Source organism: Pseudomonas alcaligenes (assembly GCF_041729615.1).
In the GTDB taxonomy this organism is placed as follows: domain Bacteria; phylum Pseudomonadota; class Gammaproteobacteria; order Pseudomonadales; family Pseudomonadaceae; genus Aquipseudomonas; species Aquipseudomonas alcaligenes_B.
The window spans coordinates 2,186,625-2,211,577 of record NZ_CP154874.1 but is presented as its reverse complement, the minus strand read 5'-3'; the positions used below and the strand labels follow the sequence as shown (position 1 = coordinate 2,211,577).

The following is a 24,953-nucleotide window of genomic DNA, read 5'->3' as shown; positions in this document are numbered from 1 at the left end:
GCTGCCCGCCGATGCCGGCCAGGTGCAGCTGCTCCAGCAGTTCGCCAGCGGCGCCGCGCAGCCCCTGCTGCAGCGCGGCACGCCGGCGGCAGACGGTGAGCCGCAGCAGTTCGAGGTCGACAACCCCAACTGGCAGCTGACGCTGCTACCCGGTCCGGCGCTGCAGGGTATGCCGCTGGCTCCCATGATCCTCGGCATCGCCGCCCTGCTGTGCCTGGTCGGCGCCCTGCTCGGCCTGGTGCTGACCCGCAACCATCTGCTCGCTCGCCTGCGTGGTGATGTGCAGCAGCTCGCCGGCATGTTGCAGGAACTGGCGGCCGGCAAGTCGGTCAAGTCCTTCAGCCTGCATTTCGCCGCGCTCGACGGCCTGGCGCAGAGCCTGGCGCGCCTGCCGCGGCCACGCCAGGAAACGCCGGTCGCGGTGGCGCCGGCAGCGGCGCGCAGTGCGCAACCGGCCGACCCGGTGTTCCAGGCCACCGATATCCTGGACATCGACATTCTCGACGAGGACCAGGATCTCCTGGGCCTCGACCAACCCGCCGTAATGGAAAGTACCGTGCAGAACCCGCCCAAACTCCCCGCCAGCATCTTCCGCGCCTATGACATCCGTGGCGTGGTCGGTGACACCCTCACCCCCGAAGCCGCCTACTGGATCGGCCGCGCCATCGGCTCGCAGAGCCTGGCCCAGGGTGAGCCGAACGTGGCCGTCGGCCGCGACGGTCGCCTGTCCGGCCCGCAGCTGGTGCAGCAGCTGATCCAGGGGCTGTTGGACTGCGGCTGCCAGGTCACCGACATCGGCATGGTGCCGACCCCGGTGCTGTACTTCGCCACCCACGTGCTGGAAGGCAAGTCCGGGGTGATGCTGACCGGCAGCCATAACCCGCCGGACTACAACGGCTTCAAGATCGTCATCGCCGGCGATACCCAGGCCAACGAGCAGATCCAGGCGCTCAAGGCGCGCATCGACAACAACGACCTGGTCAGCGGCGTCGGCAGTGTCGAGCAGATCGACATCCTTGACCGCTACTTCGCCCAGATCCGCGACGATATCGCCATGGCCAAGCCGATGCGGGTGGTGGTCGACTGCGGCAACGGCGTCGCCGGGGTCATCGCCCCGCGTCTGATCGAGGCCCTGGGCTGCAGTGTGATCCCGCTGTACTGCGAGGTGGACGGCACCTTCCCCAACCACCATCCGGATCCGGGCAAGCCGGAGAACCTGGAAGACCTGATCGCCCGGGTGAAGGCCGAGGGCGCCGACCTGGGCCTGGCCTTCGACGGCGACGGCGATCGCGTCGGCGTGGTGACCAACAAGGGCACCATCGTCTATCCGGACCGCCTGATGATGCTGTTCGCCAAGGACGTGGTATCGCGCAACCCGGGCGCCGACATCATCTACGACGTCAAGTGCACCCGCCGCCTGGGTGCGCTGATCAGCGGCTACGGCGGCCGCCCGGTGATGTGGAAGACCGGCCATTCGCTGATCAAGAAGAAGATGAAGGAGACCGGCGCCCTGCTCGCCGGCGAGATGAGCGGCCACGTGTTCTTCAAGGAGCGCTGGTTCGGTTTCGACGACGGCATCTACAGCGCCGCGCGCCTGCTGGAAATCCTCAGCCAGGACCGCCGCGACGCCGAGCAGGTGTTCGCCGCCTTCCCGCTGGACATTTCCACGCCGGAAATCAACGTCACCGTCACCGACGAGAACAAGTTCCGCCTGATCGACCGCCTGCAGCGCGACGGCGTGTGGGGCGAGGCCAACCTGACCACCCTGGACGGCGTGCGCGTCGACTACCCCAAGGGCTGGGGCCTGGTGCGCGCCTCCAACACCACGCCGGTGCTGGTGCTGCGCTTCGAGGCGGAGAGCGAGGAGGAGCTCTATCGCATCAAGGAAGTGTTCCGCGCCCAGCTGTACAACGTCGCCCCTGACCTCAACCTGCCGTTCTGATCTGCCCCGGAGTTCGTTTCGCCATGACCCTCAACCGTGATGCCGCCACTCAAGTCGCCAAGGTCCTGTCCGAAGCGCTGCCCTATATCCGTCGCTTCGTCGGCAAGACCCTGGTGATCAAGTACGGCGGCAACGCCATGGAGAGCGACGAGCTGAAGGAAGGCTTCGCCCGCGACATCGTGCTGATGAAGGCGGTCGGCATCAACCCGGTGGTGGTGCATGGCGGCGGCCCGCAGATCGGCGATCTGCTCAAGAGGCTCAGCATTGAAAGCCACTTTATCGATGGCATGCGCGTCACCGACGCGCAGACCATGGACGTGGTGGAGATGGTCCTCGGCGGCCAGGTCAACAAGGACATCGTCAACCTGATCAACCGCCACGGCGGCAGCGCCATCGGCCTGACCGGCAAGGACGCGGAGCTGATCCGCGCCAAGAAGCTCACCGTGACCCGCCAGACCCCGGAGATGACCCAGCCGGAGATCATCGACATCGGTCATGTCGGCGAGGTGGTCGGGGTCAATACCGAGCTGCTCAACATGCTGGTCAAGGGCGACTTCATCCCGGTGATCGCGCCGATCGGCGTCGGTGCCAGCGGGGAGTCGTACAACATCAACGCCGATCTGGTGGCCGGCAAGGTGGCCGAGGCGCTGAAGGCGGAGAAGCTGATGCTGCTGACCAACATCGCCGGCCTGATGGACAAGCAGGGTGAGGTGTTGACCGGCCTGACCACCGAGCAGGTGGATGCGCTGATCGCCGACGGCACCATCTACGGCGGCATGCTGCCGAAGATCCGCTGTGCCCTGGAGGCGGTGCAGGGTGGCGTGACCAGCGCGCACATCATCGATGGCCGAGTGCCCAACGCGGTGCTGCTGGAAATCTTCACCGACAGCGGCGTCGGCACCCTGATCACCAATCGCAAGCGCCATCACTGATGGCGCAGCGCTGCGGGGTCACTCGCCGCGCAGCTTGACCAGGCGTGCGCGGTCGGCGGCGAAGGTCGCCTCGGCGGCCGTACGGTTGTCGCGATAGCGCTGGATGTCCTTCTCCACCCCGGCCTGCTCGGCCTTGATGTTGTCGATCTGCACCAGCAGGTGCTCCGGCACCTCGCGGCCGGCGCGTTCGAACTCGGCGGCCTTGGCCTGCAGGTTGGCCTGCTGGGTGCGCAGCGAGTGCAGGTTGCTCTGCGCCACGCTGATCAGGCCGTCCAGCTCGGCCAGCTTGCGGTCGCGGGCGCGGTCGACGTCCTTCGGCTCCGAGTAGATGCGCAGCAGCTGGGCGTCGGAGCTGGCCCTGGCCTTCTCCTCGGCCAGGCGCTGGCGTTCTTCCAGGCTGGGCGCCGGTGCCACCTCGCGCAGTATCCTGCCCTTGTCGTCGAGCACCTGGTAGCCCCTGGAGATATGTTCCGGGGGTACGCCCTGGCGGCTCAGCACCACCTGCCCCTTGTCGTCCTGGTAGCGGTAGTACTCGACGGCTGTGCCACTGCCGGCGGCCTGGGCGACTTGGATGGCCGAGGTCATGGCCAGGATTGCGAGTGCGACCGTTGTGCGCATGGACGTTCCCTTGTTTGGTTCAGATACCGTACTGCGCGCGGTAGGCCTCCACCGCCGGCAGGTGTTTCTTCAGTTCGGCATCGCCGGCCAGATAATCCAGCACCTGCTCCAGCGACACAATACTGACCACCGGCATGCCGTAGTCGCGTTCCACTTCCTGGATCGCCGACAGCTCGCCCTGGCCGCGCTCCTGGCGGTTCAGCGCGATCAGTACGCCGGCCGCCTGGGCGCCCTGGGCCTGGATGATCTGCATGACCTCGCGGATCGCGGTGCCGGCGGTGATCACGTCGTCGACTATCATCACCCGCCCGGCCAGCGGCGCGCCGACCAGGGTGCCGCCCTCGCCATGGTCCTTGGCTTCCTTGCGGTTGAAGCACCAGGGCAGGTCACGTTCGTGCTGCTCGGCCAGGGCCACGGCGGTGGCTGCCGCCAGCGGAATGCCCTTGTAGGCCGGGCCGAACAGCACATCGAAGTCGATGCCGGAGTCGACCAGCGCCGAGGCGTAGAAACGTCCCAGCTTGGCCAGCGCCAGGCCGCTGTTGAAAAGGCCGGCATTGAAGAAGTAGGGGCTGGTGCGCCCGGACTTGAGGGTGAACTCACCGAAGCGCAGCACGCCGCGCTCGATGGCAAAACGAATGAATTCGCGTTGGTACGCCTGCATGAAAAGCCCCGCACGGCACGGATTTATGGGGTTCGGGCCCCATGAATTTAGCTAATGGGAATGAGCTCGGGTATCATACATGCTGGTGTTTTTGGGGGCCATTTATGCGGATCATCAGCGTGAACGTGAATGGTATTCAGGCCGCGGTCGAGCGAGGTTTGCTCAGCTGGCTGCAGGCCCAGAATGCCGACGTGATCTGCCTGCAGGATACAAGAGTCTCCTCCTTCGAACTGGACGATCCGGCCTACCAGCTGGATGGCTACTTTCTCTATGCGGCGGATGCCGAGGTGCCGGCCCAGGGTGGCGTGGCGCTTTACTCGCGCCTGCAGCCCAAGGCGGTGATCCACGGCCTCGGCTTCGAGATGGCCGACCGTTACGGGCGCTACCTGCAGGCCGACTTCGACAAGGTGAGCATCGCCACCCTGTTGCTGCCGTCCGGCCAGGGCGGTGACGAGAGCCTGAACCACAAGTTCAAGTTCATCGACGACTTCACCGGCTACCTGGACAAGCAGCGTCGCAAGCGCCGCGAGTACATCTACTGCGGTTCGCTGTACGTGGCGCACCAGAAGCTGGACGTGAAGAACTGGCGCGACTGCCAGCAGCTACCGGGCTTCCTGGCGCCCGAGCGCGCCTGGCTGGATGAGGTGGTCGGCAACATGGGCTATGTCGACGCCCTGCGCGAGGTCAGCCGCGAAGGCGACCAGTACAGCTGGTGGCCGGACAGCGAGCAGGCGGAGATGCTCAACCTCGGCTGGCGCTTCGACTACCAGCTACTCACGCCCGGCCTGCGCCGCGTGGTGCGCAACGCCAAGCTGCCGCGCCAGCCGCGCTTCTCCCAGCACGCGCCGCTGATCGTCGACTACGACTGGCTGCTCAGCGTCTGATCAGGGCCTGGCCTGCTTCTCGAACACGTAGAACAGGTTGGGCTCGCTGACCAGGTACAGGCGGCCCTGGTCGTCCATCGCCACGCCCTCCGCCTGTGGCACGCTCCTCTCCAGACCATGCTGGCCGCGCAGCAGCGACAGGCTGCTGATCGGCCGGCCATCGGCATTGATCTCCAGCACCAGGCGCGACTCGTCGGACAGCGCCAGCAAGTGACCGCTGCCCTCGTCGTACTGCAGGCTGGACAGGTCGCGCACGAACAGCCGGGCGTCGCGTTCGCGGTCATCCACCACGTGCACGGCGAAGGGCTTGTCCGGGTTGGTATGGGGGAAGCCGTGGATCTCGTAGATGCTCACCGGGTCGCGCTCCTTGGCGGCGAACAGGCGCTGGCCCGCGGCGTCGTAGGCCAGGCCCTCGAAGCCCTTGTTGCCGTTCAGGCCGATGCCGAGTGACAGCTGCTCCGACTCGGCGGCGTCGACGAACTCGGTGTCCTCGTCCAGGTGCACGCGGAACAGGCGCTGCTGGCGCTCGTCGGTGATCACGTAGAGGTCGCGGCTGATGTATTCGATGGCCTCCGGGTCGCCGAAACCGACCAGGGGCACCCGGCGCACTATCCTGCCGTCCAGCGACAGCTCGACGATCTGCGGGTTCTTGTTGGTCACGGTGAACAGGGTGCGCCGCTCCGGGTCGTAGGTCAGCGCCGAGACATCGGCGCTCAGCCCTTCGATCGGCCGGGCCTGGACGCTGGCGCGGTAGTCCGGCAGCCAGATCGACCGGTCGCGCCACTCGGCGGCATGGCGCCATTCTTGCACTGCGAACCAGCCACGTTCGGGCAGGCGCCACTGCTGGGCAACCGCCAGCAGGGCCAGGAGGACGAGCACTGCCAGGGTCGGCAGCAGGACACGAGCTTGGGTCAGGCGGCGCATGAAGAGGTTTCCGATTCGGGGGATGCTGCAGCAAAACATCTGCAGCTGAATTCAAGCTTAAGAATGCCGAGTCGGGCCGCCGGACGAGTTACCGAATACCACCGCAACGGAAACGGCAGTCATGTCAGTGTTACCGGAAGAGCGCGTAATGACCACCTTGCACACCGTGGCCCTGGCCGTGCAGGGGCTGCAACGCATGGGTGTAGCGGTCGAGCGGGTGCTGGAGGGCAGCGGCATCCACGGCGAGGATCTGCAGACCCCGACCCGCCTGGTCAGCCACGCCCAGGAGCTGCGCGTGCTGTCCAACGCCCTGGCCGCCAGCGCCGACCCGGCCCTCGGCCTGTTGCTGGGCAAGCGCATGCATGTCTCGGCCTACGGCATGCTCGGTTACACCCTGCTGGCCAGCCGCAACCTCGGCGAGGCGCTGCGCCTGGCCATCGCCCACCCGGCGCTGCTCGGCACCTATTTCCAGCTCGACCTGCAGGTGCGCGGCGACGAGGTGCGCCTGAGCGCCAGCGGCTACCGCTACGACCCGGCCCTCACCCTGTTCAACACCGAACTGTGCCTGGCCTCGCTGCTCACCGTGGTGCAGGACCTGCTCGGCGAGTCGGTGCGCCCGCGCCGCCTGCTGCTGGCCTATCCGGCGCCGGCGCATGCCGCCAGCTACGGCGAGAGGCTCGGCTGCCCGGTGGAGTTCGACGCCGGCTGCAACGCCCTGTGCTTCAACCCGGCGCTGCTCGAGCGGCCGCTGCCGCTGGCCGACCCGGTCAGCCACCAGCACGGCCTGCAGCAGTGCATGCAGCTGGAGGCGCAGCTGCACAGCCGCCACGACCTGCGTGACCTGATCCGTCAGCAGCTGGCCGGCGACCTGCTCGAATGTTCCAGCCTGGAGCGCGTCGCCACCCGCCTGCACCGATCCGAGCGCACCCTGCGCCGCCACCTGCAGCAGCTCAACACCAGCTTCCAGCACCTGCTCGACGAGGTGCGCTACGACAGGGCGCGCCAGCTGCTGCTCAACACCGACAAGCCGATCTACCTGATCGCCGAAGAGCTCGGCTACAGCGAGACGGCCAGCTTCCGCCACGCCTTCCAGCGCTGGAGCGGCCTGGCGCCCAGCGAACTGCGCCGCTGATTGACCGGGGACAAGGGCTGGCCGCGGCGCCGGCCCTAGACTCGCGCGCATTCCAAGTGCTGCGCGGAGTGCTCTCCATGATCCACGATGTCGCCATCATCGGCGCCGGCCCGGCCGGCCTGTGCCTGGCCCGCGCCCTGTCCGGGCAGGGGCTGTCGGTCGTCCTGCTGGAGCGCCAGGCCGAGACCGCGCTGGCCGAACCGGTCTTCGATGGCCGCGAGATCGCCCTGACCCAGGCCTCGCAGGCGCTATTGGAGAAGCTCGGCCTGTGGCAGCGCCTGCCGGCCGAGGAGGTCGCCGTGCTGCGCGACGCCCAGGTGTTCAACGGCCCCTCGCTGTTCGCCCTGAAAATCGAGGCTGGCCAGGCCGGCGCCGAACGCCTCGGCCAGCTGGTGGCCAACCGCGCGATCCGCCGTGCCGCCTACGACGCGGTCGCCGAGTGCACCGACGTGCAGCTGCGCTGCGAGGTCGCGGTGCGTGCCATCCGCCAGCGCGAGCGGGACGTGGAGCTGGACCTGGCCGATGGCGAGCGGCTGCGCACCCGGCTGCTGGTCGCCGCCGACAGCCGCTTCTCCGAGACCCGCCGCCAGCTGGGCATCGGCGCGCGGCTCAAGGACTTCGGCAAGACCATGCTGGTGTGCCGCATGGACCATGAGAAACCGCACCGGCAGACGGCCTGGGAGTGGTTCGGCTACGGCCAGACCCTGGCCCTGCTGCCGCTCAACGGCGAGCAGTCGTCCGTGGTGCTGACCCTGCCGCCGCGCGAGATCGAACGCCTGCGTGCGCTGGACGAGTCGGCCTTCGCCGGCGAGATGGAGCGCCGTTTCGAGCGCCGCCTGGGCGCCATGTGCCTGGCCAGCGAGCGCCACGCCTACCCCCTGGTCGGCGCCTATGCCGAGAGGCTGGTCGGCCCGTGCTGCGCGCTGATCGGCGATGCCGCCGTCGGCATGCACCCGGTCACCGCCCATGGCTTCAACTTCGGCCTGGGCAGCGTGCAGCGGCTCAGTGCGGCCGTGCTGGGCGCCAGGGCCCGCAGTGACGACATAGCCGCCCCGGCGCTGCTGTCGCGCTACGAGCGCCAGCAGCGCCTGGCCACCTGGCCGCTGTACCAGGCCACCAACCTGCTGGTGGATGTCTACACCGATGACCGCCTGCCGGCGAGGCTGCTGCGTGGGGCCGGCTTGCGCGTGGCGCAGGGCCTGTTGCCGCTGCGCAAGGGGATTGCCCGGCACCTGACGGCGCGGGCCTGAGCCCGAGGCCTATCGGGGAAGGCCGGGTGCCGGGCTGCGGCGGGGTCGCCTGCCGAGCAAGATGGCCACATCTATCCCCTTTTGTCCGTAACTATCGTTCTGTCGCAAGCGCCGCGCTGCCTAGAATCGATGCCAGGGCCCTGGTCCTCGATTTCTATTAATTGCCAATAAAAACAATTGGTTATACCTGAGTTGTGGATGGCGGGACGATCTCGGCTCTGCAGTGCGCAGCCACCAGGCCGGGGCCCAGTCCCGCCGGGAAAGGGCTTTCCGCCCCGCACGTCCACGGATCCACATGCCTTCGGAGAGCCGCCCATGCTGACGATCTACAGCGACGACCATCACCTGCACCACGGCAAGTTCGAGCTGATCGACGGCCAGCTCACGCCCTGCTTCGAGAAACCCAGCCGCGCCGACATGGTGCTGGCGCGGGCGCAGAAGGTGAAGCTGGGCGAGGTGGCGGCGCCGCGCGAGTTCGGCCTGGCACCGATCCTGCGGGTGCACGACGAGGGCTTCGTGCATTTTCTCAGGGATGCCTGGGCCGAATGGCAGGCCATGGGGCGCGACTACGACATGCTGCCGTTCACCTGGCCCAACCGCCGCCTGCGCCAGACCATTCCGGACAGCATCGACGGCAAGTTCGGCTACTACAGCTTCGACGCCGGCGTGCCGATCACCGCCGGCACCTGGCAGGCGGTGAGCAGCTCGGTGAACGTCGCGCTGACCGGCCAGGCCGAGCTGGCCAAGGGCGCGCGCGGGGTGTTCGCGTTGTGCCGGCCGCCGGGTCACCACGCGGCCGCCGACTACATGGGCGGCTACTGCTACTTCAACAACGCGGCCATCGCCGCCCAGGCCATGCTCGACCAGGGCGCCAGCCGGGTGGCCATCCTCGACGTGGACTACCACCACGGCAACGGCATCCAGGACATCTTCTACGACCGCGCCGACGTGCTGTTCACCTCGATCCATGGCGACCCGCGCTTCGAGTACCCGTTCTTCCTCGGCTACGCCGACGAGAAGGGCGAGGGCGTCGGCCGCGGCTTCAACTTCAACTATCCGCTGGCCGCCGGCAGCGACTGGTCCGCCTGGGGCCTGGCGCTGGCCGCTGCCTGCCGGCAGATCGCCGCCTATGCGCCGGATGCGCTGATCGTGTCGCTGGGTGTGGATACCTTCAAGGAAGACCCGATCTCGCAGTTCAAGCTGGACAGCCCGGACTACCTGCGCATGGGCGAGGTCATAGGCGCACTGGGCCTGCAGACCCTGTTCGTGATGGAGGGCGGCTACGCGGTGGAGGAGATCGGCATCAACGCCATCAACGTGCTGCAGGGCTTCGACAGCGTGCTGCGCTGAGCATCAGCCGCGCGGGGCGCCCTCGTCCTTGCGGAACACGTAGAACAGGTTCGGCTCGCTGACCATGTAGATGGTGCCGTCCTCGTCCATGGCCACGCCTTCGGCGCGCGGGATGCGGCTTTCCAGGCCGCTCTGGCCGCCGAGCAGGCTGATGAAGCTGACCGGCTCGCCGCGTTCGTCCAGCTCCAGCAGCAGGCGCGACTGGGCGGACAGGGCGAGGATATGGCCGGTGCGCGGGTCCACGCTGAGGGCCGACAGGTTGCGCATGCCCAGGCCGTAGCTGGGCAGGGGGCGCAGCTCCTGCTCGAGCAGGCGCTGGCCATCGCTGCCGAGGCTGAACATGGCGGTGGGCTCGCGCTCCTTGCCCAGCAGCAGGCGCTGCTGCGCCGGGTCCCAGGCGATGCCCTCGAAGCCCTTGTTACCAGCGTCGGGGAAGCCCAGGTCGAACGGCTTGGCGTCGGCCAGGTCGAGTTCGCGGGTCAGCGGATCCAGCTCGAAGATCGACAGGTTGCGCTGGCGCTCGTCGGTCAGGGCGATCATGCCGTTCTCCAGCACCGCCACGCCCTCCGGATTGGCGAAGCCCTTGAGGGCGATGCGCCGCAGCACCTCGCCGGTGCGGCTCAGCTCGACCAGCATGGGCAGCTTGCCGGTGACGGTGAACAGGGTGCCGGTGAGCGGGCTGTAGGCCAGGTCGGAGGCCTCGTCGTCCTCCAGGCCGGCCAGCGGCTTGCCCTCGATGCTGGCGCTGTAGCCGGGCAGCCAGATGCTGGCGGCACGCTCGGCGGCGGGCATCTGCTGCTCCTTGAGCCACAGCAGGGTGCGGTCGTCCCAGTGCAGGTAGCGCACCAGGGCGATCAGCGCGGCGAAGAGCATGACCAGCGCCAGGCTCAGCTGGCGGCGGCGGAAAAGCGGGGACAGGGCGAGAGGCATCGGTGACTGCTCGAAGGAACCGAACCCGTGTGACTACCCGCAGCCCTGAAAGTTCGCTGGGCGGCGGGAAATCTCTCAGAGCACCCGGCTGCTGAAGCGCGACAGCCCGACCAGTTCGATGTCCAGCTGCTCACCGCTGGTCAGCGGGCCGACCCCGGCCGGGGTGCCGGTGGAGACCACGTCGCCCGGTTGCAGGCTGAAGTGGCCGGCGATGTGCTGGATCAGCGGGATGATCGGGTTGAGCATGTCGCGGCTGTTGCCGTCCTGGCGCAGCTGGCCGTCGATGCTCAGGCGGATGCCGATGTCGCGCACGTCCTCCACCGCGTCGGCGGCGACGAAGGGGGCCAGTACATAGGCGCCGTCGAAGCTCTTGGCCAGCTCCCAGGGCAGGCCCTTCTCCTTCAGCCTGGCCTGCACGTCGCGCAGGGTCAGGTCCAGGGCCGGGGCGAAGCCGGAGATGGCGTCGCGCACTTCCTCTTCGCTCGGCTGCTTCGACAGCGGCTTGCCGATCAGCACGGCGATCTCCGCCTCGAAGTGCACGGCACCGCGCTCCTGCGGGATGGCGAAGCTCTCGTCCAGCGCCACGGTGCAGCTGCCGGGCTTGATGAACAGCAGCGGCTCGCTGGGGATCGGGTTGTTCAGCTCGGCGGCGTGCTCGGCATAGTTGCGCCCGACGCAGACCACCTTGCCCAGCGGGAAGTGGATAGGGGTGCCGTCGATGTACTGGTGCTGGTAGCTCATGCTCATGCCTCGTAGGGCGGGTGAAACCCGCAAGCTGTCCTGGCGGGTTTCACCCGCCCTACGGATTCAGACGGGGAAAATTTTCCCAGGATTCATGATGCCGTTCGGGTCGAACACCGCCTTGATCGCCTTCATGTAGCCGATCTCCGCTTCCGAGCGGCTGTAGTGCAGGTAGTCGCGCTTGGTCATGCCCACGCCGTGCTCGGCGGAGATGGAGCCGTTGTACTTCTGTACGGTCTCGAACACCCACTGGTTGACGATCGCGCACTTGGCGAAGAACTCGTCCTTGGACAGGTTCTCCGGCTTGAGGATATTCAGGTGCAGGTTGCCGTCGCCGATATGGCCGAACCAGATCACCTCGAAGTCTGGGTAGTTCTCCCCGACAATGCGGTCGATGTCGTGCAGGAAGGCCGGCACCTGGCCGACGGTGACCGAGATGTCGTTCTTGTACGGGGTCCAGTGGCTGATGGTCTCGGAGATGTACTCGCGCAGCTTCCACAGGTTCTCCAGCTGCTGCTGGCTCTGGCTCATCACGCCGTCCAGCACCCAGCCCTGCTCGACGCAGTGCTCGAAGGTCTCCAGGGCCTGGTTGGCCACTTCCTCGGTGGTCGCCTCGAACTCCAGCAGGGCGTAGAACGGGCAGTCGGTGTCGAAGGCCGGCGGCACGTCGCCGCGGGCCAGGATCTTGGCCAGCGCCTTGTCGGAGAAGAACTCGAAGGCGGTCAGGTCCAGCTTGCCCTGGAAGGCGTGCAGCACCGGCATGATCGAGTCGAAGTCCGGGGTGCCGAGGACCATCGCGGTGAGATTCTTCGGCGCGCGCTCCAGGCGCATGGTGGCTTCCACGACGAAGCCCAGGGTGCCTTCGGCGCCGATGAACAGCTGGCGCATGTCGTAGCCGGTGGCGTTCTTGATCAGGTCGCGGTTCAGCTCCAGCAGCTCGCCGGTGCCGGTGACCACCTTGAGGCCGGCCACCCAGTTGCGGGTCATGCCGTAGCGGATCACCTTGATGCCGCCGGCATTGGTGCCGATGTTGCCGCCCAGCTGGCTGGAGCCGGAGGAGGCGAAGTCCACCGGGTAGTACAGGCCCTTGTCCTCGGCGAACAGCTGCAGCTGCTTGGTCACCACGCCCGGCTGGCACACCACGGTGCGGTCGTACTCGTTGAAGGCGAGGATCTGGTTCATGTAGTCGAACGCCACCACCACCTCGCCGTTGGCCGCCACGGCGGCGGCGGACAGGCCGGTGCGGCCGCCGGAGGGCACCAGGGCGACCTTGTGGGCGTTGGCCCAGCGCACGATGGCCTGCACCTGCTCGATGGTCTTGGGGAAGACGATGGCGGACGGCGCCGGGGCGAAGTGCTTGGTCCAATCCTTGCCGTAGGCGTTGAGGGAATCGGCATCGGTCAGCACCTTGCCGGGCTCCACCAGGGTCTTCAGCTCGTCGATCAGGGCAGGATTGGTCATCTGGGAACTCTCAAACGATTCATGGTCACCCTGAGAACGCTTCATCGGTCAGGGGTGGGCGTTTCGCGGGGCTCGTATGCTAGCATACGCACCCCGCCAATCGTGCCCCCGAGCCGATCCGCGGGCCCGGCCGCGGCCGCTTTCCTGACACTTTTTGTGGGACCACAGGTACTCCGATGAGCAAGACCTCTCTCGACAAGAGCAAGATCAAGTTCCTTCTGCTGGAAGGCGTGCACCAGAACGCCGTCGACACCCTGAAGGCCGCTGGCTACACCAACATCGAGTACCTCAAGGGCGCGCTGTCCGGCGACGAGCTGAAAGAGAAGATCGCCGATGCCCACTTCGTCGGCATCCGCTCGCGCACCCAGCTGACCGCCGAGGTCTTCGACTGCGCCAAGAAGCTGGTCGCCGTCGGCTGCTTCTGCATCGGTACCAACCAGGTCGACCTGGACGCCGCCCGCGAGCGCGGCATCGCCGTGTTCAACGCGCCCTATTCCAACACCCGCTCGGTGGCCGAGCTGGTGCTGGCCGAGGCCATCCTGCTGCTGCGCGGCATCCCCGAGAAGAACGCCTCCTGCCACCGCGGCGGCTGGATCAAGTCGGCGGCCAACTCCTTCGAGATCCGCGGCAAGAAGCTCGGCATCGTCGGCTACGGCTCGATCGGCACCCAGCTCTCGGTGCTGGCCGAGGCCCTGGGCATGCAGGTGTTCTTCTACGACACCGTGACCAAGCTGCCGCTGGGCAACGCCACCCAGATCGGCAACCTGCACGAGCTGCTGGGCCTGTGCGACATCGTGTCGCTGCACGTACCGGAGCTGCCGTCCACCCAGTGGATGATCGGCGAGAAGGAAATTCGCGCCATGAAGAAGGGCGGCATCCTGATCAACGCCGCCCGCGGCACCGTGGTCGAGCTGGACCACCTGGCCCAGGCGATCAAGGACGAGCACCTGATCGGCGCCGCCATCGACGTGTTCCCGGTCGAGCCCAAGTCCAACGACGAAGAGTTCGAGAGCCCGCTGCGCGGCCTGGATCGCGTGATCCTGACCCCGCACATCGGCGGCTCCACCGCCGAGGCGCAGGCCAACATCGGCCTGGAAGTGGCCGAGAAGCTGGTCAAGTACAGCGACAACGGTACTTCGGTGTCCTCCGTGAACTTCCCGGAAGTCGCCCTGCCGGCGCACCCGGGCAAGCACCGCCTGCTGCACATCCACCAGAACGTGCCGGGCGTGATGAGCGAGATCAACAAGGTGTTCGCCGACAACGGCATCAACATCTCCGGCCAGTTCCTGCAGACCAACGACAAGGTCGGCTACGTGGTGATCGACGTCGACGCCGAGTACTCCGACCTGGCGCTGGAGAAGCTGCAGCACGTCACCGGCACCATCCGCAGCCGCGTGCTGTTCTAAAAACAGCCCGCAGCGCTACTGCGCGACACGCTGTAGCGCTGTTTGGGGATGAATCGAAAGGGAGGCCTCGGCCTCCCTTTTGCGTTTCAGCCCCGGCGCGCCTGCCACTGTGCCGGGGTGCAGCCCCACCAGCGACGGAACGCGCGGTAGAAGGGCGACAGCTCGGCGAAGCCGCAGGCCCTGGCCACCTCGCGGATGCCGCGGCCCTCGCCCAGCAGGGTCAGCGAACGCTGCCGGCGCAACTCCTCGAGCAGCGGGCGAAAGCCCGTGCCACGCGCCAGCAGGCCGCGCTGCAGGGCCGCCGGCGTGCTGCCCAGCGCCTGTGCGCAAGCGGCCAGATCGCAGCGTCCGCTGCCCAGCTGGCCGGCCTGCCAGTAGCGCACCCGGTTGACCAGCGAGTTGCCGGCCAGCTCGGTCAGCTGCTCGTCGGCGTGCCGGCGCAGCACGGCGAAGATCGCCGGTGCGGCATTGCGCGACGGCCTGTCGAGGAGCGCCGCCGGGAACTCCAGGGCATCGTGCTCGGCGTCGAAGCACGGGGTCAGGCCGAACAGCCGGCGATGCTCGTGCAGCCGCCGCGGCGCGCTGTGGCGCAGGCTCAGGCCGAGCAGTGGCACCGGCTGGCCGCACAGCTGCGCCAGGTGCTTGCCGAACAGCACCGCCAGGCACTCCATCTGCTGGCGCAGCGAGCCGTGCCCCAGGTAGTTGAGGTCGATGATCAGCCGCGCGCGCTCGCCCTGCACCTGCAGCGCCGCGGCGAAACCGCCGGAAATGATGTGCTGGTAGCGCACGAACACCTGCAGCGCCTCGCGCAGGTCGCGGCTGGCCAGCTGCAGGTAACTGACCACATCCAGCGGCCGTGGCTGCATGCGCTCGCCCAGATGCAGGCCGATGTCGGGGTCGCCGGTCAGCCGCGGCAGCGCCTGCCAGAACGGCGGCGCCAGGTCGTGGGGCTCGCGCGCCGCGCTGCTCGGCGGGCCCAGCGGGATGTCGCGGAAGGCGCGCCGGTAGATCTCCCCCGGCTCGAAGCCGAGCGCATCCAGCGCCTCGTACAGCAGCAGGCGCAGGGTGGCGGAGTGGGTCAGCGGCAGGTCGGCGGATGAGGTCATGGTGACCAGATATTTGCCGCTGGCGGTTTTTCGGTCAATGCGACGGCCGCCTCGGCTGCGCACAATCGACGCCATAACGACAAGGAACTCCCCGATGAAACGCAGCCTCACCCTGCTCGCCGTGGCGCTCGCCACCCTCACTGGCGCCGGCGCCTGGTACCTGGCCGGCAAGCAGCCGCAACGCGATGGCCAGCTGGCCCTCGCCGGCCTCGCCGCCCCGGTCTCGGTGCGCTACGACGAGCGTGGCGTGCCGCACATCCGCGCGCAGAACGAGGCCGACCTGTACCGCGCCCTCGGCTATGTGCAGGCACAGGACCGCCTGTTCCAGATGGAGATGCTGCGGCGCCTGGCCAACGGCGAGCTGGCCGAGGTGCTGGGTGACAAGCTGCTGCCCAGCGACCGCCTGTTCCGTACCCTGCGCCTGGCCGAGCATGCGCGCCAGTACGTGCAGCGGGCCGAGCGCAGTGGACCGGCCTGGCAGGCCCTGGAGGCCTACCTGGACGGCATCAACCAGTACCAGGCCAGCCATCCGCGGCCGCTGGAGTTCGACCTGCTGGGCATCCCCCCGCGCGACTTCCGCGTCGAGGACACCCTGGCCGTGGCCGGCTACATGGCCTACAGCTTCGCCGCCGCGTTCCGCACCGAGCCGGTGCTGACCCGGGTGCGCGACCAGCTGGGCGCCGAGTACCTCGGGATATTCGATCTCGACTGGCAGCCGCAGGGAGTGATCGCCCCGGCGCTGGCCGCCGGCGACTGGCAGGACCTCGGCGCACTGGCCCGGGTCAGCCACGAGGCGTTTCGCCAGGCCGGCCTGCCGCAGTTCGAGGGCAGCAACGCCTGGGCCGTGGCCGGCAGCCGCACCGCCAGCGGCAAGCCGCTGCTGGCCGGCGACCCGCATATCCGCTTCGCCGTGCCGGCGGTGTGGTACGAGGCGCAGCTGAGCGCTCCGGGCTTCGACCTGTATGGCCACTTCCAGGCGCTCAACCCGACCGCCTCGCTGGGCTTCAACCGCGACTTCGCCTGGAGCATCACCATGTTCCAGAACGACGACCTCGACCTGATCGCCGAGAAGCTCAACCCGGACAACCCCGAGCAGGTCTGGTACCGGGGGCGCTGGGTCGAGCTGCAGCGCAGCGAGGAGGTGATCAGGGTCAAGGGCGGCGCCGACGTGCGCCTGAGCCTGCGCCGCTCGCCGCACGGGCCGATCGTCAACGACGCGCTGGCGCCGGCCGCCGGGCAGACGCCGATCGCCCTGTGGTGGGCCTTTCTGGAGACCGACAACCCGATCCTCGAGGCCTTCTACCAGCTGGGCCGTGCCGACACCCTGGACAAGGCCCGCGCCGCCGCGGCGAAGATCCACGCCCCCGGCCTCAACGTGGTGTGGGCCAACGCCGCCGGCGACATCGGCTGGTGGGCCGCGGCCAAGCTGCCGCAGCGCCCGGCCGGGGTCAATCCGAGCTTCATCCTCGACGGCGCCAGCGGCGAAGCCGACAAGCCCGGCTTCCACCCCTTCACCGCCAACCCGCAGGAAGAGAATCCGCCGCGCGGCTACATCCTCTCGGCCAACCACCAGCCGCGCAACGCCCTGGAGGTACCCGGCTACTACAACCTGGCCGACCGTGCCCGGCGCCTGGACGAGCGCCTGCGCGACCCGGCGGTGAAGTGGGACCTGGCCAACAGCCAGGCACTGCAGCTGGACAGCGGTACCGGCTACGGCCCGCGCCTGCTGGCGCCGCTGCTGGCGGACCTGCGTGGCGCCGCGCGCGATGCCGGCGAGCGCGAGCTGGTCGAGCGGCTGGCCGCCTGGGACGGCGACCACCGCCTCGACTCGGTGGCCGCCAGCCTGTTCAACCAGTTCCTCTATGAACTGGCCCGTGGCGCCCTGCACGACGAGCTGGGCGACGACTTCTTCGCCAGCCTGCTCTACACCCGCGTGCTCGACAGCGCCCTGCCGCGCCTGGCCGCCGATGCCGATTCGCCCTGGTGGGATGTGCGCGCCACCGAGGCCCGCGAGGGCCGTGCCGAGGTGGTGGCGAATGCCTGGCAGGGCACCCTGGAGCACCTGCGCCAGCAGCTGGGCGACGACAGCTCGGCCTGGCTCTGGGGCAAGGCGCACCAGCTGACCCACGGACATCCACTGGGCCAGCAGAAGCCGCTGGATCGCCTGTTCAACGTCGGCCCCTTCGCCGCGCCGGGTGGCCACGAGACGCCCAACAACCTCTCGCACCGGGTCGGCCCGGCGCCCTGGGACGTGGTCTACGGCCCCTCGACCCGGCGCCTGATCGACCTGGCCGACGCCGGCAGGAGCCTGGGCATCAACCCGGTGGGGCAGAGCGGGGTGCTCTTCGACGAGCACTACGCCGACCAGGCCGAGGCCTACATGCGTGGTGACTACGTGCCGATGCGCCTGGCCGAGGCCGACGTGGCGGCGAACACGCGCAGCGAGCTGCTGCTGGTGCCCGCTACTGCACGGTGACGGTGATTCGCTCGGAGATCACCGGCGGCTGCAGCGGCACGTGGTTCTTGTCGCCGACCAGCAGCTGCAGGCTGTGGGTACCCGGTGGCAGGGTCAGCTCGGTCTCGGTCTGGCCCTTGCCGAAATGCAGCACCTGCTCGCTGGCGGGCAGCGGCTGATCCATCGCCGGCGCCTCGGCGAGGTCCACCAGCAGGTGGTGGTGGCCGGTGCCGGGCAGGTCGACCCCGGCCGGTGCCACGCCCATGCCGGCGAGGCCGAACTTGACGCTGAAGGTCCGCGCCACGGTGGCGCCGTCGGCCGGTTCGATGAAGTACACCCGCGCCCCCTCCGGGGCCGGGCTGCGCGGTATCTCGGCGCTGGCGAGCAGCGGCAGGCCGGCCAGCAAGCCGGCCAGGGCGAGTGTGCGAAAAGTCTGGGACATGATGCGCTCCTGCTGAAGTGACTCGATAACGACCACGGCAGGCGCGCGCGGTTCAGTCGCCGCCACGCTCCAGGCGCGCCAGCTCGGCGGCGGCCGCGGTCAGCTCGGACTCGTTGAACACCTTCACCCCATGGCGCCTGAGCAGGGCGGCGGTGACGCCCTCGCCGGCGACCAGGGTGCCGCTGAAACTGCCGTCGTAGTTCTGCGTATTGCCGCAGGACGGACTGCGCGCCTTGAGCACGGCGACCCGCAGGCCATGCTGGCGCACCAGCTGCAGGGCGATCCCGGCGCCGGCGACGAAGGCGGCGGTGACGTCCTCGCCGTCGTCGGTCAGCACCGGCCGTGCGCCGTCCAGCACCTGGCCGCCCTGGCCGCCAGGAATCTCCGCCGGCGCGCGCGGGGTCGGCAGGCCGCCGGCCACCTCCGGGCACAGGGGCACGATGCGGCCCTCGTCCTGCCAGCGCTGCAGCAGGTCATAGGGGCCGTGGGCGCCGCCGTCGTAGCGCACCCGGTGGCCGAGCAGGCAGCGGCTGACCAGCAGTTTCTCCATCATGCAGTCCTCCCGGGGACGTTAGCGGCGGCGGAACCAGCCGGTCAGCGACAGGCGTTCGCGGCTCGCCGGCAGCACCTCGTGGGGCAGCTCGGCGGACATGAACAGCACCAGGGTGCCGGCCGTCGGCAGCACGTCCAGTTCGCCGCCGCCCTCTGGGTAGAGGCGCAGGGCGCCGCCCTGCTCGGGTTGCCAGTCGGCGTTGAGGTAGAACACCGCCGACAGCGTGCGCCGGTCGTCGTCGCGGAAGCGGTCCAGGTGCTTCTGGTAGAAGGCGCCGGGCGGATACAGGGCGAAGTGGCTCTCGTAGTCCTCCAGGCCGAGGAAGAAGGCGCGGTTGAGCGCCTGGCGCAGCGCGTCCATGGTCGCCAGGTACTGGTCGCAGGCCTCGGCCTGGCCCGCCTCCAGCCACTGGATATGGTCGCCGCGCACGCCTTCGCGTACCGCCAGGCCCTGGCCGCGGCCGGTGCCGGCCGGGTTCAGCGCGCCTTCGCGGGCGCGCCTGCGGCACTCCTCGGCCAGTTCGTGGGTCAGAGTGGCAGGCAGGAAAGCGTCCTGCCGCGACCAGCCGCGGCTGGCCAGGTCCTCGATGATCTGCGGCAAAAGCCGCTGCAGTTGTTCGTTGGGCATGCCGGGATTCTACCAGCCTGGCCCGCGCGCCCCTAGAATAGCGGCCTCAGACAGGAGTCCCCGATGCGTGTCCTCTTTGCTTGCCTCATGCTGCTGTGCAGCTTCGCCTTCGCCGCCGACGAGCATGCCCGGCTCTACCAGAGCGCCGGCTGGCCGCAGCAGCGCGCGCATTTCACCGATGCGCTGAAGGCCGCCCAGCAGCGCTACCAGGGCAGCCTGCCGCCGGCCGTGTACCAGGCTCTGGTGGACAACAGCAACCGCCGCTTCGAGCCGGCGGCCATGGAGCAGCGCGCCCAGGCCGCGCTGCGCATGCAGCTGGCCGATCCGCGTCCGGCCGTGCAGTTCTTCGAGTCGCCGCTGGGGCGGCGCATCGTCGCCGCGGAGACCCGCGCCACCGCCCGCGACCAGCTGATCGCCCATGCCAACGGCCTGCCGCGGGTGGAGGCCGATGCCACCCGGCGCCTGCTGATCCGCCACCTGGCCCAGGCCCTGCCGGCCACCGCCGCCGGTGCCGAGGTCAGCCTGGCCCTGGCCGGGGTCGCCGCCGACAGCCTCAGCTCGATGGTGCCCGGCCTGTTCGGCGGCGAGCAGGCGCAGATGCTGGTGCAGAGCCAGCGCGAGCGTCTGCAGCAGCAGATCGAGGCGGATATCGACAACACCCTGCTGCACGTCTACCGCGAGCTGTCCGACCCGGAGCTGGAGGAGTTCGTCGGCTTCGCCCAGTCCGCCGCCGGCAAGGCCTACTACCAGGCGGCGCTGGCCGCCCTGCGCGCCGGCCTGGCGGCGGACGAGAGCGCCGCCGACCTGCAGCCGGCGCAGCAGGGCATCTGAGCCGGGCGAGCTAGCGCAGGCGCTCGCTGAGGAAGGCGAAGTACTGGCGGCGCAGCGCCTCGCGCTCGTTCACCAGGTGGTGGCGGGCGCCGGGCAGGCGCAGGATCTCCGGGCGGTCGAACTTGTCCTGCAGCACCTGCAGGTTGTGCCGCCAGTCCACCGTCATGTCGTCCTCGCCCTGCACCACCAGTGGCTGCTGCACGCTGCGCGGCGCCTTTTCGATGCGCGGTATCCACCTCGCCAGGGCGCCGACCCAGGCGGTGGGCAGGGTGCGCGGCTGCAGCGGGTCGCGGTGCTGCAGGAAGTCGAGGAACTCGGCGTCGGTGGAGTTCTCCGAGAAGCGCCGCGGAATCTCCGTCTTGAACGGCCCGAGCAGGTGGTAGCTGAGCTTCGACAGGCCCCAGGCGCGCGGGCGCACCAGTGGCGCCAGGAGGATGGTGGCGCCCGGTTCCGGGCGCGGCTCGCCGAGCAGCAGGTAGTCGAGCAGGATGGCGCCGCCGGTGCTCTGCCCGCACAGGTGCCAGGGTTGCGGCAGGTCGAGGCTGGCGGCCTCGGCGAACAGCGCCTGCAGGGTCTGCTGGTAGGTGGCGAAGTCGTCGATGCTGGCGCGGGCGCCGGCGGACAGGCCGTGGCCCGGCAGGTCGCAGGTCAGCACGGCGAGGTTCAGCCCCAGCGCCCAGTCGATCACATGGCGATACAGGCCCGTGTGGTCGTAGTAGCCGTGCAGCAGGATCAGGGTCGCCTGCGGCTGCGGCGGCAGCCACAGCTGGGCGACCAGCTCCAGGCCGGCGCAGTGGAAGCGCCCCAGGCGGCGCTGCACAGCACCGTGCTGCGGCAGGTCCAGGCCGTAGTAGCGCTGGTAGGCCTGCGCCTCGGCAGGCAACGTGGCGGCCGCGACCAAGGGTCGCAGGGCGGCGCGCAGGCGCTCGGGCTGGAAGGGCTCGGGCAGGGTCTGGGGCGGGGCGGTCATGGGCTTTCGCGGTTCCCGGGGTGATGGCCGATATTCAGCTGTCGGGCGCGGCGTGGCAAGCTAGCGGCCTTTCCCAGGTGCCCGCCGACCATGTCTCCCCGCCGCAAGACCCTGCTCGCCAGCCTCGTCGCCATCCTCTGGCTGGGCGCCATGCTGGCCGCCTTCTGGTGGTTCCAGGCCCGCTACATCCGCCCCTTCGAGGCGCGCACCGAACTGTTCTCCGGTGCCCAGCTGCACCTGCCGGCCGAGCTGGCCGGGCCGGGGCCGATCCGCCTGGTGCACTTCTGGGACCCGGGCTGCCCGTGCAATGTCGGCAACCAGCAGCACCTCGGCGAGCTGCTGCAGGCCTACGCGCCGCGCGGCGTGCAGTTCTACGCGGTGCAGAAGGCCGGCAGCCAGGGGCGCCTGCCGGACAACCTGCAGGGCCTGCAGGCGCTGCAGGAACTGCCCGGCAGCGCGGACCTGCCGGCCAGCCCGGCGGTGGCGATCTGGGACCAGCAGGGCCAGCTCGCCTACTTCGGCCCCTACAGCGAGGGCGCCCTGTGCACTTCGAGCAACAGCTTCATCGAGCCGATCCTCGAGGCCCTGGTGGCCGGGCGCAGGGTCAGGGCCGACAGCAACCTGGCGGTGGGCTGTTTCTGCGACTGGCGCGAGCAGGGTTAGCCCGGCAGGCGGATCGATACCTCGCCGGCCGGCACGCCGCGATTATCGAAGCGCCGCTCCACCAGCTGCACGCCACCGTCGGCGCCCAGCAGTAGGGCAGTGCTGGCGCAGGTGCCATAGCCCGGCCCGACGATGAACATCGACGACAACAGCAGCTCCCAGTCCAGGCCGATACCGGTGTCCGGCAGCAACTCCCGCGGCGGGCGCCGTTCGTCGCGCAGCAAGTCCAGCAGGCGCTGTGGATGCGGGTCGGCGAGGCTGCCGGCGAGATGGGCGGTGGCGCGCAGGACCTTGGGCCAGGGCGTGTCCAGCTGGGCGTTGGACAGACCATAGAGGCCGGGCGCCAGGCGGCGCGCACAGCCCTCTTCCGAGTTGAAGAAGAACAGCTGGCGACGGTCGCCGAGCAGCAGGTTGAAGCCGCTGTAATCGCCCAGGCGCGGGCGCAGCCCGGCGAGGAAGGCCTCGGCATCCAGCGCGCCGCGCAGGAACTCCACCGGCAATTCGCCACGCGAGCGCGGCCCCTTGGCCTGGCGCGGGTCGCGGATGTTGGTCAGGGCGGCGAAGCGGCCGTCGCGGCTCACTCCCAGCCAGGTGCCGCCGGCCTGCAGGTCGCGCCCGGCATACAGCCCGGGGGCGTCCGCCCACTCGCCCAGCGGCAGGCTGGCACGCTCGTAGAACTCGTCACGGTTGGCCGCCAGCACCAGCGGGAGCGGGTGATCGGGGCGCCAGGCGAAAGCGATCAGGCACATGATGCGACTCCGGCACTCGGGCCCCCACTCTACGGAAATATCGCCGCGTCTGGCCATGCCCGGAGAGGCTCCGCTACCATGCCTGCCTGATCCGGGGGGGTTCATGGAATTTCTGCTCTATCTGCTGCTGGGCGCAGCGGCCGGCGTGCTGGCCGGGCTGTTCGGTGTCGGCGGCGGCATCATCATAGTGCCGGTACTGGTGCTGAGCTTCACCGCCCAGGGCATCGACCCGGCCGTGCTGACCCACCTGGCCGTGGGCACCTCGCTGGCCACCATCGTCTTCACCTCGATCAACTCGGTGCTGGAGCACCAGCGCAAGGGCGCGGTGCTGTGGCCGATCTTCGCCTGGATGGCCCTCGGCATCCTGCTCGGCGCCGGCCTCGGCTCGCTGACGGCGGCGGCGATCAACGGCCCGCTGTTGCAGAAGATCATCGGTGTGTTCGCCATCGTCATCGCCATCCAGATGGGCCTGGAGCTGAAACCCAAGGCCGGTCGCGCGGTCCCAGGCAGGCTGGGGTTGACCGCCGCCGGCGGGGTGATCGGCTGGGCCTCGGCGATCTTCGGCATCGGCGGCGGCTCGCTGACCGTGCCCTTCCTGACCTGGCGCAGCGTGCCCATGCAGCAGGCGGTGGCCACCTCCGCCGCCTGTGGCCTGCCGATCGCCGCCGCCAGCGCCCTGAGCTTCATGGTCATCGGCTGGGGCGAGCCGCAGTTGCCGCCGTGGAGTGTCGGCTTCGTCTACCTGCCGGCCATGGCCGGCATCGCCATCACCAGCATGTTCTTCGCCCGCTTCGGCGCGCGCCTGGCGCACAAGCTGTCGCCACGCCTGCTCAAGCGCCTGTTCGCCCTGCTGCTGCTCTGCGTGGGCGTGAATTTCCTGATCTAAGGAGTTTTGAATGCTGCCTTACCCGCAGATAGACCCGGTGGCGCTGGATCTCGGCGTCATCAAGATCCACTGGTACGGCCTGATGTACCTGGTCGGCATCGGTGGTGCCTGGCTGCTGGCCAGCCGCCGGCTGCAGGACTTCGACCCGACCTGGAGCAAGGAGAAGCTCTCCGACCTGGTGTTCTGGGTGGCCATGGGCGTGATCCTCGGCGGTCGCCTGGGCTACGTGCTGTTCTACGACCTGGCGGCCTACGTCGCCGAGCCGCTGAAGATCCTGCGGGTGTGGGAAGGCGGCATGTCCTTCCACGGCGGCCTGATCGGCGTGATGCTGGCCACCTGGCTGTTCGGCCGGCGCAATGACAAGAGCTTCTTCCAGCTGATGGACTTCATTGCCCCCCTGGTGCCGATCGGCCTGGGCGCCGGACGCATCGGCAACTTCATCAACGCCGAGCTGTGGGGCAAGGCCACCGACCTGCCCTGGGCCATGGTCTTCCCCACCGACCCGCAGCAGCTGGCCCGCCACCCCTCGCAGCTGTACCAGTTCGCCCTGGAAGGCGTGGCCCTGTTCCTCATCCTCTGGCTGTACTCGCGCAAGCCGCGCCCGACCATGGCAGTGTCCGGCCTGTTCGCCGCCTGCTACGGGGTGTTCCGCTTCATCGTCGAGTTCGTCCGCGTGCCGGATGCCCAGCTCGGCTACCTGGCGTGGAACTGGCTGACCATGGGCCAGGTGCTGTGCCTGCCGATGATCCTCGGCGGTATCGGCCTGATGGTCTGGGCGTATCGTCGGGCCAAGGCCTGACTCGCCGGCGATTTGGGTAAACTGCGCGTTTTTTCCGGGTGCCTGGCCAGGCACCCGCGACCTTCCCGGCGGAGCTGAGATGAAACAGTACCTCGACCTGATGCGCCTGGTGCGCGAGACCGGCACCTTCAAGAGCGACCGCACCGGCACCGGCACCTACTCGGTGTTCGGCCACCAGATGCGCTTCAACCTGGCCGACGGCTTCCCCCTGGTGACCACCAAGAAGTGCCACCTGAAATCCATCATCCACGAGCTGCTGTGGTTCCTCCAGGGCGACACCAACATCAAGTACCTGAAGGACAACGGCGTGCGCATCTGGGACGAGTGGGCCGACGAGAACGGCGACCTCGGCCCGGTCTACGGCTACCAGTGGCGCAGCTGGCCGGCGCCGAACGGCGAGTCGATCGACCAGATCAGCAAGCTGATCGAGATGATCCGGAAGAACCCGGACTCGCGCCGCCTGATCGTCTCTGCCTGGAACCCGGCGCTGGTCGACCAGATGGCCCTGCCGCCGTGCCACGCCCTGTTCCAGTTCTACGTCGCCGAGGGCCGCCTGAGCTGCCAGCTGTACCAGCGCTCGGCCGACATCTTCCTTTTATGCCCCCAGCAGGATTCCGCACAGTACGTGATGGTTGCGTAAA

The 24,953-nt window shown here is 68.8% G+C and carries 24 protein-coding genes and 1 pseudogene; 13 read left to right on the top strand and 12 right to left on the bottom strand.

Annotated elements, in window-relative coordinates; translation table 11 throughout:
* Positions 1 to 544: 544 nt before the first annotated feature.
* Complete coding sequence (gene algC / locus AAG092_RS10775; RefSeq protein WP_373389586.1) at positions 545 to 1,942, top strand: phosphomannomutase/phosphoglucomutase; 1,398 nt, start codon at positions 545 to 547, stop codon at positions 1,940 to 1,942.
* 23 nt (positions 1,943 to 1,965) lie between these two features.
* Complete coding sequence (argB, locus tag AAG092_RS10770) at positions 1,966 to 2,874, top strand: acetylglutamate kinase (protein WP_373386644.1); 909 nt, start codon at positions 1,966 to 1,968, stop codon at positions 2,872 to 2,874.
* Positions 2,875 to 2,892: 18 nt separating this feature from the next.
* Here the strand turns inward: argB and AAG092_RS10765 are convergent, their stop codons facing one another.
* Positions 2,893 to 3,492 (bottom strand): DUF4124 domain-containing protein, encoded by a 600-nt coding sequence (locus AAG092_RS10765; protein WP_181418708.1) that lies wholly within the window; start codon positions 3,490 to 3,492, stop codon positions 2,893 to 2,895.
* 19 nt (positions 3,493 to 3,511) lie between these two features.
* On the bottom strand, positions 3,512 to 4,153 hold the full coding sequence (gene pyrE / locus AAG092_RS10760; RefSeq protein WP_373386643.1) for an orotate phosphoribosyltransferase: 642 nt from the start codon (positions 4,151 to 4,153) through the stop codon (positions 3,512 to 3,514).
* 104 nt (positions 4,154 to 4,257) lie between these two features.
* On the opposite strand from pyrE, the gene AAG092_RS10755 reads away from it, so the two are divergent.
* Entirely contained in the window at positions 4,258 to 5,037 is a 780-nt protein-coding gene (locus AAG092_RS10755; protein WP_373386642.1) for an exodeoxyribonuclease III, read from the top strand.
* Here AAG092_RS10755 and AAG092_RS10750 read toward each other — a convergent pair whose 3' ends face one another.
* Positions 5,038 to 5,961 (bottom strand): SdiA-regulated domain-containing protein, encoded by a 924-nt coding sequence (locus AAG092_RS10750; protein ID WP_373386641.1) that lies wholly within the window; start codon positions 5,959 to 5,961, stop codon positions 5,038 to 5,040.
* Between the two features lie 148 nt (positions 5,962 to 6,109).
* Between AAG092_RS10750 and AAG092_RS10745 the strand changes: the two genes are divergently transcribed.
* The 3 genes from AAG092_RS10745 (at position 6,110) to AAG092_RS10735 (ending at position 9,693) form a co-directional block, all read left to right on the top strand.
* A complete protein-coding gene (locus AAG092_RS10745; protein ID WP_373386640.1) occupies positions 6,110 to 7,093 on the top strand; it encodes an AraC family transcriptional regulator in 984 nt (327 codons plus the stop codon).
* A 77-nt stretch (positions 7,094 to 7,170) separates the two neighbouring features.
* A complete protein-coding gene (gene ubiM, locus AAG092_RS10740) occupies positions 7,171 to 8,343 on the top strand; it encodes a 5-demethoxyubiquinol-8 5-hydroxylase UbiM (RefSeq protein WP_373386639.1) in 1,173 nt (390 codons plus the stop codon).
* Positions 8,344 to 8,658: 315 nt separating this feature from the next.
* Entirely contained in the window at positions 8,659 to 9,693 is a 1,035-nt protein-coding gene (locus AAG092_RS10735; protein WP_373386638.1) for a histone deacetylase family protein, read from the top strand.
* Between the two features lie 3 nt (positions 9,694 to 9,696).
* On the opposite strand, the gene AAG092_RS10730 is transcribed toward AAG092_RS10735, so the two are convergent.
* The 3 genes from AAG092_RS10730 to AAG092_RS10720 form a co-directional block, all read right to left on the bottom strand.
* A complete protein-coding gene (locus AAG092_RS10730; RefSeq protein ID WP_373386636.1) occupies positions 9,697 to 10,623 on the bottom strand; it encodes an SdiA-regulated domain-containing protein in 927 nt (308 codons plus the stop codon).
* Positions 10,624 to 10,698: 75 nt separating this feature from the next.
* The gene (locus AAG092_RS10725) at positions 10,699 to 11,364 is read right to left on the bottom strand and encodes a fumarylacetoacetate hydrolase family protein (protein ID WP_373386635.1); all 666 of its coding nucleotides are present in this window, start codon (positions 11,362 to 11,364) and stop codon (positions 10,699 to 10,701) included.
* Positions 11,365 to 11,430: 66 nt separating this feature from the next.
* A complete protein-coding gene (locus AAG092_RS10720; RefSeq protein ID WP_110680473.1) occupies positions 11,431 to 12,825 on the bottom strand; it encodes an FAD-binding oxidoreductase in 1,395 nt (464 codons plus the stop codon).
* 176 nt (positions 12,826 to 13,001) lie between these two features.
* On the opposite strand from AAG092_RS10720, the gene serA reads away from it, so the two are divergent.
* Positions 13,002 to 14,231 (top strand): phosphoglycerate dehydrogenase, encoded by a 1,230-nt coding sequence (serA, locus tag AAG092_RS10715; RefSeq protein WP_110680472.1) that lies wholly within the window; start codon positions 13,002 to 13,004, stop codon positions 14,229 to 14,231.
* Between the two features lie 86 nt (positions 14,232 to 14,317).
* On the opposite strand, the gene AAG092_RS10710 is transcribed toward serA, so the two are convergent.
* On the bottom strand, positions 14,318 to 15,337 hold the full coding sequence (locus AAG092_RS10710; protein WP_110680471.1) for an AraC family transcriptional regulator: 1,020 nt from the start codon (positions 15,335 to 15,337) through the stop codon (positions 14,318 to 14,320).
* A gap of 94 nt (positions 15,338 to 15,431) precedes the next feature.
* Between AAG092_RS10710 and AAG092_RS10705 the strand changes: the two genes are divergently transcribed.
* Positions 15,432 to 17,813 (top strand): penicillin acylase family protein, encoded by a 2,382-nt coding sequence (locus tag AAG092_RS10705; RefSeq protein ID WP_373386634.1) that lies wholly within the window; start codon positions 15,432 to 15,434, stop codon positions 17,811 to 17,813.
* Here the strand turns inward: AAG092_RS10705 and AAG092_RS10700 are convergent.
* The 3 genes from AAG092_RS10700 to AAG092_RS10690 are packed head-to-tail and all read right to left on the bottom strand — an operon-like array spanning position 17,800 to position 19,414.
* Entirely contained in the window at positions 17,800 to 18,234 is a 435-nt protein-coding gene (locus AAG092_RS10700; RefSeq protein ID WP_373386633.1) for a DUF4399 domain-containing protein, read from the bottom strand. The genes AAG092_RS10705 and AAG092_RS10700 overlap by 14 nt on opposite strands.
* Before the next feature lie 52 nt (positions 18,235 to 18,286).
* A complete protein-coding gene (locus AAG092_RS10695) occupies positions 18,287 to 18,784 on the bottom strand; it encodes a DUF523 domain-containing protein (protein WP_373389585.1) in 498 nt (165 codons plus the stop codon).
* A gap of 21 nt (positions 18,785 to 18,805) precedes the next feature.
* Entirely contained in the window at positions 18,806 to 19,414 is a 609-nt protein-coding gene (locus AAG092_RS10690; RefSeq protein WP_373386632.1) for a 2OG-Fe(II) oxygenase, read from the bottom strand.
* A gap of 63 nt (positions 19,415 to 19,477) precedes the next feature.
* On the opposite strand from AAG092_RS10690, the gene AAG092_RS10685 reads away from it, so the two are divergent.
* Positions 19,478 to 20,245, top strand: coding sequence for a hypothetical protein (locus AAG092_RS10685; protein WP_373386631.1), 768 nt, complete (start codon positions 19,478 to 19,480; stop codon positions 20,243 to 20,245).
* 10 nt (positions 20,246 to 20,255) lie between these two features.
* Here the strand turns inward: AAG092_RS10685 and AAG092_RS10680 are convergent, their stop codons facing one another.
* On the bottom strand, positions 20,256 to 21,194 hold the full coding sequence (locus AAG092_RS10680; RefSeq protein WP_373389584.1) for an alpha/beta hydrolase: 939 nt from the start codon (positions 21,192 to 21,194) through the stop codon (positions 20,256 to 20,258).
* 111 nt (positions 21,195 to 21,305) lie between these two features.
* Between AAG092_RS10680 and AAG092_RS10675 the strand changes: the two genes are divergently transcribed.
* On the top strand, positions 21,306 to 21,878 hold the full coding sequence (locus AAG092_RS10675) for a DUF6436 domain-containing protein (protein ID WP_373386630.1): 573 nt from the start codon (positions 21,306 to 21,308) through the stop codon (positions 21,876 to 21,878).
* Here the strand turns inward: AAG092_RS10675 and AAG092_RS10670 are convergent.
* Complete coding sequence (locus tag AAG092_RS10670; protein ID WP_373386629.1) at positions 21,875 to 22,627, bottom strand: NRDE family protein; 753 nt, start codon at positions 22,625 to 22,627, stop codon at positions 21,875 to 21,877. The genes AAG092_RS10675 and AAG092_RS10670 overlap by 4 nt on opposite strands.
* A gap of 103 nt (positions 22,628 to 22,730) precedes the next feature.
* Between AAG092_RS10670 and AAG092_RS10665 the strand changes: the two genes are divergently transcribed.
* The 3 genes and pseudogenes from AAG092_RS10665 to AAG092_RS10655 form a co-directional block, all read left to right on the top strand.
* Complete coding sequence (locus AAG092_RS10665; RefSeq protein WP_373386628.1) at positions 22,731 to 23,513, top strand: sulfite exporter TauE/SafE family protein; 783 nt, start codon at positions 22,731 to 22,733, stop codon at positions 23,511 to 23,513.
* 10 nt (positions 23,514 to 23,523) lie between these two features.
* Positions 23,524 to 24,312, top strand: a complete 789-nt coding sequence (gene lgt / locus AAG092_RS10660; RefSeq protein ID WP_373386627.1) for a prolipoprotein diacylglyceryl transferase — start codon at positions 23,524 to 23,526, stop codon at positions 24,310 to 24,312.
* Between the two features lie 79 nt (positions 24,313 to 24,391).
* Positions 24,392 to 24,916: pseudogene (locus AAG092_RS10655) on the top strand (thymidylate synthase); the annotation flags it as partial.
* Between the last annotated feature and the right edge of the window lie 37 nt (positions 24,917 to 24,953).